This is a genomic window from Mycobacterium sp. ENV421 (genome assembly GCF_002887815.1).
GTDB lineage: Bacteria > Actinomycetota > Actinomycetes > Mycobacteriales > Mycobacteriaceae > Mycobacterium.
Window position 1 is genome coordinate 1 of record NZ_PDHO01000146.1, and the last position, 572, is coordinate 572.

The window sequence follows — 572 nt, forward strand, 5'->3', positions numbered from 1 at the left end:
ATCGGAGCAGGCCGCGCTCAAGTGCCTCTATCTGGTGACCCGATCACTGGACCCAACCGGTGCCGGCAGGGCACGATGGACGATGCGGTGGAAACCTGCCCTGAATGCGTTCGCGATCACCTTCGCCGACCGATTCCCGGCAGCCGAAACCTACTGATGAAAACCGCCGGAAACACCGTTAGCGGGATAGTCCCCGTCAGCATGGTCCGATGATCTTCTGCCGTGTTCGTGGCAGGTGGGTGACGTTGACGTTCGGATCGGTGAGCGTGCGGAGCCGCGTGATCTCTTCGTGTTGGGCGGCGAGTCTCGCGAGCGCCCTGGTTCGGAAGTCGGTGAGTTCGCCGAACGTGGTATCCGCTTGCGCCAGGCGGTGTCTGAGCTTGTCGACCTCGGTGTTGAGTCGTTGGATGTGTGCTGCTTTCGGGTCGGGTGTCTGACCGCAGTTCTGCAGCTGTTGTAGCCGGTTTTCGAACTCGCTGCGCAGGTGGGCGTAGGTGAACCACCCCGGGTTTGATGCCAATGCCGTTAACTTTGCCGGTGGGCGAGTCGGATTTCAGGTGGTCCTCGGTGGT

1 protein-coding gene and 1 pseudogene are annotated in these 572 nt (G+C 61.5%); one reads left to right on the top strand and one right to left on the bottom strand.

The window, feature by feature from the left end; genetic code table 11:
• Nucleotides 1-157: pseudogene (locus tag CRM90_RS30090) on the top strand (IS256 family transposase); the annotation flags it as partial.
• Between the two features lie 39 nt (nt 158-196).
• Here the strand turns inward: CRM90_RS30090 and CRM90_RS30095 are convergent.
• A complete protein-coding gene (locus CRM90_RS30095; protein ID WP_199190115.1) occupies nt 197-520 on the bottom strand; it encodes a hypothetical protein in 324 nt (107 codons plus the stop codon).
• Between the last annotated feature and the right edge of the window lie 52 nt (nt 521-572).